This window comes from Paractinoplanes polyasparticus (genome assembly GCF_019710575.1).
Lineage (GTDB): Bacteria > Actinomycetota > Actinomycetes > Mycobacteriales > Micromonosporaceae > Actinoplanes > Actinoplanes polyasparticus.
This window is the reverse complement of the sequence record NZ_JAHWFK010000044.1, coordinates 98158-107643: the sequence shown is the minus strand read 5'-3', so window position 1 is coordinate 107643 and position 9486 is coordinate 98158. Positions and strand designations below refer to the sequence as shown.

At 66.3% G+C, this 9486-nt stretch carries 7 protein-coding genes; all 7 read right to left on the bottom strand.

Features of this window, described 5'->3' with window-relative positions; translation table 11 throughout:
- Positions 1-3357 precede the first annotated feature (3357 nt).
- The 7 genes from KXC43_RS37365 to rnpA all read right to left on the bottom strand — a co-directional run bounded on the left by KXC43_RS37365 (position 3358) and on the right by rnpA (position 9477).
- Positions 3358-4404, bottom strand: coding sequence for a ParB/RepB/Spo0J family partition protein (locus tag KXC43_RS37365; RefSeq protein WP_221380945.1), 1047 nt, complete (start codon positions 4402-4404; stop codon positions 3358-3360).
- Positions 4401-5429, bottom strand: a complete 1029-nt coding sequence (locus KXC43_RS37360) for a ParA family protein (RefSeq protein ID WP_438870938.1) — start codon at positions 5427-5429, stop codon at positions 4401-4403. The genes KXC43_RS37365 and KXC43_RS37360 overlap by 4 nt, the downstream gene beginning before the upstream one ends.
- Before the next feature lie 708 nt (positions 5430-6137).
- Positions 6138-6836, bottom strand: coding sequence for a 16S rRNA (guanine(527)-N(7))-methyltransferase RsmG (gene rsmG, locus KXC43_RS37355; RefSeq protein WP_308129427.1), 699 nt, complete (start codon positions 6834-6836; stop codon positions 6138-6140).
- 289 nt (positions 6837-7125) lie between these two features.
- Entirely contained in the window at positions 7126-7692 is a 567-nt protein-coding gene (locus KXC43_RS37350) for a Jag family protein (RefSeq protein ID WP_221380943.1), read from the bottom strand.
- Between the two features lie 139 nt (positions 7693-7831).
- On the bottom strand, positions 7832-8866 hold the full coding sequence (yidC, locus tag KXC43_RS37345) for a membrane protein insertase YidC (protein WP_221380942.1): 1035 nt from the start codon (positions 8864-8866) through the stop codon (positions 7832-7834).
- Positions 8867-9124: a membrane protein insertion efficiency factor YidD gene (gene yidD / locus KXC43_RS37340; protein WP_215795203.1), complete on the bottom strand. Its 258-nt coding sequence runs from the start codon at positions 9122-9124 to the stop codon at positions 8867-8869.
- Positions 9121-9477: a ribonuclease P protein component gene (gene rnpA / locus KXC43_RS37335; RefSeq protein WP_221380941.1), complete on the bottom strand. Its 357-nt coding sequence runs from the start codon at positions 9475-9477 to the stop codon at positions 9121-9123. The genes yidD and rnpA overlap by 4 nt, the downstream gene beginning before the upstream one ends.
- Between the last annotated feature and the right edge of the window lie 9 nt (positions 9478-9486).

Here is a 9486-nt window from a genome sequence, read left to right as displayed (position 1 = left end):
CGGCTCCCGGCTCCCGGCTCCCGGCTCCCGGCTCCCGGCTCCCGGCTCCCGGCTCCCGGCTCCCGGCTCCCGGCTCCCGGCTCCCGGCTCCCGGCTCCCGGCTCCCGGCTCCGAAGGATTCTGGACCATGCCCGTTTCACGTGAAACCGGCGCATGACCCAAGGTGCGTTTTAGTTCCCAAGTAGCAGGGGCGGCCGGTCGCACTTCTGGGCGGATCGGCCTGAGTATTCGTGCGCCCTGCGACTCCAAAGATCGTGCTCGGCCGGTTGGTGCCGAGGACAGCGGAGTGACGGCCTGCCTTGCCCTGAACCTACAGAGCCACACGGAATTGGCCGGTCGCTGCCAACGCGTGGCACGGCATCGAGCTGAGCCTGCCTACTTCTCGACGCTGAAGTGCCCGCTCGAACGACGGGCTGGCCCCTCCTCTTGAAATTGGCTACCTGGCGGCTGGAGGTGAGCTTGGACAAGCAGAGGCGGCTGGATACAACTCACAGACAGCCCTAACCGCAATGTTTCACGTGGAACGCGTCGACTGACCCTTGTAGTGGGTTCGAGCCGGCACCTCTCAGCTTGATTGACGATGCCGCGCCGGCCTAGGAAGTCGCGGCTAGCGGGTAGCCCGGACTACCTGGCGGCTTGACGCGGAGAGGCGGGACGCGGAGGCGGGACGCGGAGAGGCGGGACGCGGAGGCGTGGAGCCCTGTCTCTGACGAACAGTTGATCATGGCAACTTTGGATCGTTTTAGGACATCGCCACTTCGGTGGACCACGTTCCGACGGCTCGAGTATCTAGGGATCTGTTGCTTATTAGTACGCTGCGGGACACAGCTTGAGCTCCTTGAGGGTCGCCGTGGCCGTAAGGCGTCACTGGAGTCGAGGAAGCGCGAGTAGTACTTCGCCTGCGCTGGCTACCGTCCTAACCCGCTCCTACTGGCAGGGACCAAATTTCGCATTCCCGTTCCGGAGGGAACCGGACACTTGCTGGGAGCCCTCCGACATTTGAGTGCTTGTGGTTTCACGTGAAACAGAGGCGAGCCGCTGCAGCTACGACCGACCCCGGGTGGCGGGTAGCGTCGCTGCGAGCAGCGCGAGAGTGAAACCCATCGCCCTGTGACTGTGTTTCACAGGCGTTCGAGTCGGCATCGGGTATGAGCTCAGCGGCTCTCCACTCGGATCGGCTCGGTCGCACCGTGATGCAATCGGGAACGGGCTCCGACATCAGCGCGGCCGCGTTGGGCTGGCTCCCGACCAGAAGCGGGATAGCCAGCTCTCCACGAATGCCAAGGCTGAACGGATACCCGGCCTTACAGGATTGCCAGCCCCGGGGGAGCACCAGCTCCACAGGATTGCTGGCCCGGAACGAGCACCAGCTCCACAGGACTACCGGCCCGGAATGAGCACCCAGCCCTCTAGGACTGCCGGCCCGGAGCGAGTATTAGGCCGGTACGAGTGCCAGCCCTAACCGAACTCCGTCCGGCAAGAGACTCTTTCGCTCGACCGCTTGCCTACCATCACTACACGACGCCGCACGACCGAGCCGGGGCATCCCGTCGACTCGAGACGGAAGCGGGGCCGCCTCATACGGCTGTATTCCATCGGTCGTGGCGAGCCGGGAACTGCCTGTTCAACGTCGAAGGCCCTGTGCCGCCATTGCCGAGTCCGGCATGTGGCACCAAGAGGCGAACAGATGCAGACCTACGCTGCGATCGCTGTCAACGCATTTGTGCCGGACGCGCCTGTCGGTCAACCTCTTGTTGCCGGCAATCGGCCCGGCGAAGTCCAATCCGATCGGCCCGGCGAAGTCCAATCCAGGAGATGGCCGGCGTAGGGGTTGATACGTCGAACGCAGTTCGATCGACACCCGAGGCACCCCAGCATGGCTGACGTGTACCAGGCGTCAACTCGCTAGTGCCGCTCGGCTCGGGGCTTCTCGGCGCACCCGAAGGAGCAGAGGCGGCTCTGCCCATGTCTACAACTGAACTCACGTGCTGCGCTCTGAGCCAGCTACCAGGGGAGGCGACTAACCGTGCTTCGCAGCAATGTTTCACGTGAAACAGCTCGGCTGTGCGGAGCACGGGCAGGAATAGACCAGGGGCAGGACCAGGAGCGCGATCTCCATGGCATCAATACTGGGAAAGCGACGCCATCAAGACCAGGCTCGCCGGCGCCGTCTAGTTAAAGCGCAAACCGCGTCGGCGACGGCTGAGCGCGAACGAGTTCAACGCCACGATCATGCGACGGCTCCGGTGGCCCCCGAGCTCTCCCTTCTCAGCTCCTGTCTCGAAAATCCGCCTCCAGCTCGTCGATGAACGCTCGACTCCCGTCTCTCTCGGCAGCGCCTGTACAGGCTCCATCGTCTGCAGGCCGACGGAAAGGCGAGATGCGGGCCCGACCCATGGTCGACATCAGGACGGGATGTCGCGGCAAGAAGGGCACTGCGACGGTGCGGCGGCAACGGCGAGATCTGACAGACGCGACACAAGCGTGGAGCACGAATTCACATCTCAGCTCCGACCGCTGACTGCTCCAAATCAGAGCTTCAAAGTGTCCCTTCTTGTGTCGGCACCGTTGGGCCATGAGAACACGAGGCCACCGCGGGTGGCTCACGCCACGTTGACCTACCAGACGCGGGGGACGTGCATCGGAGTCGCTCGGTTCAACCCGCCAAGGCCGCGCCGACCATCTAGGCCAAGAGGGCGGGCTTGCTCCGGAGATGCGGTCCGCGACAACCGTCGGCCTAGGCATGGTCGACTGCGTACACCCGAGCCCGAAAAGAGAGATCGATAGCACCAGTGTCACGCTTGAATCCTTGTCCCCAGGAGAGCGCCGGGCGAGCACAGCATCGAAAGCCGCTGCCGAGCCTCGCGTCCAGCACCTTCAGGGTCGCGCTCCTGTGGCCACGTCTAGCACTCGGTGGACTTGTCTGCAGAGCCCCAATGACGTCGACTTGCCGAAAGCCGCCATCAACTCAAACTCTGCCGCATCAATCACTCAACACCCCCACAGGACCCGGCAAAATGAGACGTAGGAACATTGAGCTTTAGGGACATTATGTCGCCGTCAAGAGGGCGGAGCTCACCCGACTCGCATCCAGATCATCGGTGCGATCTGGATCTTGCCTGAAAACCGGCGAAAGGGGCGTTGGGTTTGGGCAATCTGCCGGTAAGCCACTGGTCGCAAATCCCAGGAGAATGGCTCTGACAGAACCGGAAAAGCGTCTAACCGGCGGGGCTCCTCCGCATCAATGCGACCACTATCAATGCTTCGCCGACGCTTCAACGAATGGGCCAGGTCGACAGAAACAATCGGGGCACGCGACGAATCGCGTGCCCCGAGAGTGAGTGGTCGGACGGAGGACTACTCGTCGCCGCCGGTGTTGTTGGCGCCTTCTTCTTCTACGCCGATCATGCCTACTATGCGCTCGAGGTCATCGACCGTTGCGAACTCGATCGTGATCTTGCCCTTGTTGCGGCCGATGTCGACCTTCACTCGGGTGTCGAAGCGGTCGGACAGGCGCTCCGCCAGATCGTTGAGCGCGGGAGCATGCACCTTCGGCCGCCGGCTAGGCGCCGCCTTCTTGGCTGGGCCGTCCGCGATGGCCAGCGAGACCAGTTCCTCGGTTGCCCGTACGGAAAGGCCTTCCGCCACGATTCGCAGGGCGAGCTTCTCTTGGGCCTCGCTGTCGTCCAGGCCGAGCAGTGCCCGGGCGTGGCCGGCCGACAGAACACCGGCGGCGACCCGCCGCTGCACCGGCGCCGGCAGGTTCAGCAGACGAATGGTGTTGGAGATCTGCGGGCGGCTGCGGCCGATCCGCTTGGCCAGCTCTTCGTGCGTTGCCCCGAACTCCTCAAGCAGCTGCTGATAGGCGGCCGCCTCTTCGAGCGGGTTGAGGTTCGCACGGTGGATGTTCTCGAGCAGCGCGTCGCGGAGCATCGCGTCGTCGCGGGTTTCCCGCACGATCGCGGGAATCTTGTCGCGACCCACGGCTTGGGCGGCACGCCAGCGACGCTCACCCATGACCAGTTCGTAGCGACCCTCGCCGAGTTCACGGACGACGATCGGCTGGAGGAAGCCGACTTCCTGGATGGACGTCTTGAGTTCGTCGAGCGCTTCCTCGTCGAACACGTGCCGCGGCTGCTTCGAGTTCGGCTCGATCGCGGTGACGTCGATCTCGGCGAACCGGGCTCCCGGGACGGGCGCCAACTCTTCAGCGGGCGGTGCCGCCGGCTCCAGAGATTCGACAGGCGACGGTGCCGATGGAGCCGGCGCGGAAGGGGCAGGCGGGGAAGAGACAGGTGCTGCGGGCGCAGTGGCAGCCGGCGGCGGCGCCTCGGGGGCGGCCGGCGCCGTGGGGATCAAGGCACCGAGCCCACGACCCAGTCCGCCCCGGGGACGGTTCTTCATGCGGTGCCTCCCGTGTTGACCCCACGCATCGCGATCTCCAGGGCGGCCTCGAAGTAGCTGGTCGCGCCCCGTGAACCCGGATCGTAGGTCATCACGGACTGCCCATAGCTAGGAGCCTCCGAAACACGCACGTTTCGGGGGATGACGGCGTTAAGCACCTTGGTCCCGAAGTGGTTGCGCACGTCCTGTTCCACCGCGTCGGCCAGCCGCGTGCGGCGGTCGTACATGGTCAACAGGATCGTCGACACGTCCAGCGTCGGGTTCAGGTGCTGGCGTACGAGGTTGATGTTGTTGATCAGTTGGTTCAGGCCCTCCAGCGCGTAGTACTCGCACTGGATCGGAATCAGCACTTCCTGCGCCGCGCAGAGGGCATTGACCGTCAGCAGGCCGAGCGAGGGCGGACAGTCGATGAACACATAGTCGAACTGCTCGGGGTGAGCCGCGATGGCCCGGGCCAACCGCGACTCGCGGGCAACGACCGACACCAGCTCGATCTCGGCCCCCGCGAGGTCGATCGTCGCCGGCACGCACCAGAGATTCGGGATGCCCTCGACCGGCTGCGCCACCTCGGAGAGGGGAACGTTGTCGATCAAACAGTCGTAGACGTCCGGAACACCGGCGTGGTGAGGCACGTTGAGGCCGGTTGACGCGTTTCCCTGAGGGTCGAGGTCGACCACGAGGACGCGGTTACCGTGCAAGGCCAAGGCCACCGCCAGGTTCACGGTCGTGGTGGTCTTGCCCACGCCGCCCTTCTGATTCGCGACGCAGAGCACCCTCGGGTGGTCCGGACGCGGCATGGTGATCTCGCCGCTCGGGTTGAGGATCTGCACAGCTCGCAACGCTTCCATGGCTAGTGGCGGATCGTCTTCATCCCGTACCGGCGTTTCACGTGAAACATGCTCGTCCGGTCCCACTGGAGCATCAGCGGGGGACACCGGACTACCCGAAACGGGCGACGCGGAGACCGGGGTGGCCGAAACGGGTACGGGTGGCGGCGCCGACCGAGGTGCGGGGGCAGGGCGCACAGATTCTTCCGCACCCGGCTGCGGCGATGGCGATCCGTAGATCTGGCCTCCCGCGGGGTAGCGAGGCGCGGGCACGCCCTGATCACCGGTGTTCAATGCGCCACCAGGGCCACGATCGCGGTCGAGAGATGACTCGGTTTCACGTGAAACACCGTACTCATGCACCGTTTTATCCCTGTTAGTGAGGAACGGGTCGGTCGGCGACACCTGCGTTCCGGCGACAGAGGGCCGGTCCAGACTATCGACGCTCGGCCAGCCTACGGGGGCCGGGCGTGCGTCGCCATGGCCGACCGCCTGATAGGGCGGTTGCATCACAGACAGTTCCGCCTCATCGGCAATCTTGGGTGCCGTCGAGCCTGAATAGCCGTCCGCATCGGCGCACTCCGACGTGGTGGGAGCACCGGGAGACAAGGGGGAAGTACCGGGAGACACAGCGGGAGGCTCGACCAACGCGGCGTTCGTAACGGCGGGAACACCCGAACCAGGGGAGAAGGTAATCGTTACGCCGCCCGCAGCAGCCGGCCATGACGCTGAAGCCGAATCTGACGAAGCGTTCGGCCCTACCGTTGTGCCCACCGCAGACGTACGCAGTTCATCCGCTGACGATCCACTGGCGGGGCGGGACAGATCATGTACTGAGGATGGGGAGTTGCCCGGATCGGGGCGCCTCGCTTTTGCGTTCCGTTTGCGCGCGCCCCGCTTGGACATCTATCCCCTCCGCGAACTCTTCCGACCCGAGGACCGACCGCCGGATTTCCCACCCGCGTCGCGTCCCGGACCCGCCGCCCGGGTGGACGGCTTCGGCCTTGACTGCACGACAACCTCGATCACCGTCGTCGGCGGGTCGATCAGACCCTCCCCGCACAGCCGGATGACCGGTTCGCCGCCACCCAGGGCGGCCACCGCATCGCGGTGCTCCGCAGCCTCCTCGGCAGCCGTGGCGCCCTTGAGCGCCAGCAGCCTTCCACCGACCTTGGCCAGCGGCAGGCACCAACCGGCGAGCCGGTCGAGCGGGGCGACTGCCCGCGCTGTGACGACGTCGGCGCCGGCGGGGGGTCCGTCGACAACGTCCTCGGCGCGGCCGCGGACGACCGTGACGGTCGCATCGAGGCCCAGGGCGGTCACCGCTTCCGACAAGAACGCGGTGCGTCGTGCCAGTGGCTCGACCAAGGTCATTTGCAGATCCGGCCTAGCCACTGCCAGCACGATACCGGGCAAACCGGCACCAGACCCGACGTCAACCACCGAAGCGCCGATAGGGATGATCTCCGACAAAACCGCACAATTCACCAGGTGACGTTCCCAGATGCGGGGAGCCTCCCGCGGACCGATGAGCCCGCGGACGACGCCATCAGTCACTAACAGCCGGGCGTACTCCACGGCGAGCCCCAGCCGATCGCCGAACACCTCGGCCGCGACAGCAGCAATCTCCGAGGGTGGCTCAGCGTGGATGACAGCCGCCGGCTCAGCGCGAACGACAGCCGCCGGCGCATCAGGCCCCGATGCCGCAGCAACCGAGTCCGACGCACCAAGATCGGCCGATGAGGCGGAACGGCCCGACGAAGCGGATCGGCCCGGGAAAGCAATCGGCCGCCGAGCAGGCCGACGGGGGGAAATCCTGGCCGGGAAAGAATCCGGCCCGGGCGAATGCTCACCCGGGCCGGCGTCTCCCGCGCCGAAGCGAGGGTCAGTCATGTCAGTCGGCCACACGCACCACGATGCGGCGGCTGGGCTCCACGCCCTCCGACTCGCTCTGTACGCCGGAGATCGCGTTGACCACGTCGTGCACGCACTTGCGCTCGAACGCCGACATCGGCTCCAGGCGCACGGGGTCACCGTGCTCCTTGACCTTCTCGACCGCGTTACGCGCCACCGCGGCCAGCTCCTTGCGGCGCGACGCCCGGTAGCCACCGATGTCGAGCAGCAGGCGCGAGGGTGATCCGGTCGCCCGGAAGATCGCCAGCCGGGTGAGCTCCTGCAGGGCCTCCAGCGTGGCGCCGCGCTGGCCGACGAGCGGCTGAAGCCGGCCCCCGACCACCTCGACCATCGGCCGGCCCGCCGACACGAGCTCGTCGATGTCGCCGTCGTAGTCGAGGATGTCCAGCAGACCCTCGACGTAGTCGGCGGCGATCTCGCTCTGGCGGAACAGGTCGCCGTCGGAAGCGACGGTCTCCGATGTCTTGGTCTCCTCGGCCGTCACGGTCGAGGCTTCAGCCTCGGACGACGCGGAGACCGACGATTCGGGCGTGCTGGTGTCGGTCACGGTCTCATCTCCGTACTCAATCGGGCCGGACCTGCTCGGTCCGCTGTTCCCGCGGCAGCGCCGGCGGCGAGCCGGGCCGCGGGGAGGTATTCGGCAAGGGGAGCGCCCGGGCGTTCTCAGAAGAACACCCGGGCCGCGATCATCCCTTGGGTTTGCTCGCCGGTCGGGCGCCCTTCTTGGGATTCACCGGTTTGGCACCGGGCTTGGGCGCCAGGGCCTTGGTGTCCACAACGGGCGTCTGGGGCTCGGGCTGCGGCTTCTTGCCGAACAGGCCACCGCTGCGGCCGGGCTGCACCGGGCTCTTCGGCGCGGCGCCACCGGCCGGCTTCTTGACCGGCGGACCGGACGGACGGGCCGGGGCCGAGCCGGGCTTCTTGGCCATGGGCGGCGGCGGGAACTTGCGGAGCACCCACTGCTGCTGGCCCAGAGTGAAGAGGTTGTTCGTGACCCAGTAGATGATGACGCCGATCGGGAACAGCGCGCCGGAGACGAGCAGCGACAGCGGGATGCCGTAGAGCATCAGGCGCTGGATCATCTTCTGCTGCGGGTCCTCGGCCCAACCGGTCTTGAGGATCATCTGACGGCTGGTCAGGTACGTCGTCGACATCATGATCAGAACCAGGATGCCGGCGATGATCTTGACCGTGGTGCCGTTGGCCTGGAGGGCGGTGAGCTCCTCGGCCGTGGAGCCGAACTTGCCGGCCAGCGGCGCCGTGAAGAGTGAGGCGTGGGTCGCGCTCTCGAACTGCTCGACCGTCCAGCCGTACAGGGTCTTGCCCTGGTTGTCGGGGTTGAGCCGGCGAAGAACGTGGAACAGGCCGAGGAAGACGGGGATCTGCAAGAACATCGGAAGGCAGCCCATGAGCGGGTTCGCCTTCTCGGTCTTGTAGAGCTCCATCATTTCCTTCTGGAGCGTCTCCCGGTCACCCTTGTGCTTCTCCTGCAGCTCCTTGACCTTGGGCTGCAGCGCCTGCATGGCCCGCTGGCTCTTGATCTGCTTGACGAAGACGGGGAAGAGGATGACCCGGACGGTCACCACCAGGAACACGATCGCCAGCACCCACGACCAGTTCGAACCGAGGAACCGGCCTTCGGGGACCCCGATGAAGTCCCACAGGGAGTGCCAGCGCAGAAGGATCCACGAAATGGCGTAGTAGATCCAGTCGAGACTCATTCAGGCTCCAGTCACATCGGCAGGACGGTGACGGATCGGGTCAGGTACCGGGTCGTACCCGCCGGGGTGGAAGGGGTGGCAGCGCAGGAGCCGCCAGACCGCCAGACCCGTCCCTTTCACAGCACCGTGACGCGCCAGCGCTTCCTGGGCGTACGCGCTGCACGAGGGATAGAACCGACAGCGGGCCGGTAGCACCGGACTCACATAACGACGGTACGCGACCACCATCGCCGTCAGCACGCGGGCAAGCAGGCTCATCGCGGCCGCCTCGGTTTGCGCGCCGCCGCGAGTGCGGCGCTGAGATCGGTGCCGAGAGTCGCGTACGACGCCGCGGCGGCAGCCGGCAACGCGCGCACGACCAGCGTGGATCCGGCTGGAAGGTCGTCGAGCAGCGGACGCACCAGGTGCCGCAGACGGCGGCGGACCTTGTTACGGATCACCGCGTTGCCGACGGCTTTGGATACGACGAAGCCGGCGCGCGCCGCGTGGGCTTGCGCCGGCTCCTCGATAAGCAGATGTACGACAACCGTGCCCCGGCCGACGCGGCGACCACCGCGGATCGCTGCGGCGAAGTCGGCGCTACGCCGCAGTCGCTGCGTCGCGGCCAGCACGACTACCTG

Coding starts and splice junctions, on each gene's coding strand:
- yidC (WP_221380942.1), bottom strand. CDS start 8,866: ATGAGTCTCGACTGGATCTACTACGCCATTTCGTGGATCCTTCTGCGC.
- yidD (WP_215795203.1), bottom strand. CDS start 9,124: ATGAGCCTGCTTGCCCGCGTGCTGACGGCGATGGTGGTCGCGTACCGT.
- KXC43_RS37365 (WP_221380945.1), bottom strand. CDS start 4,404: ATGAAGAACCGTCCCCGGGGCGGACTGGGTCGTGGGCTCGGTGCCTTG.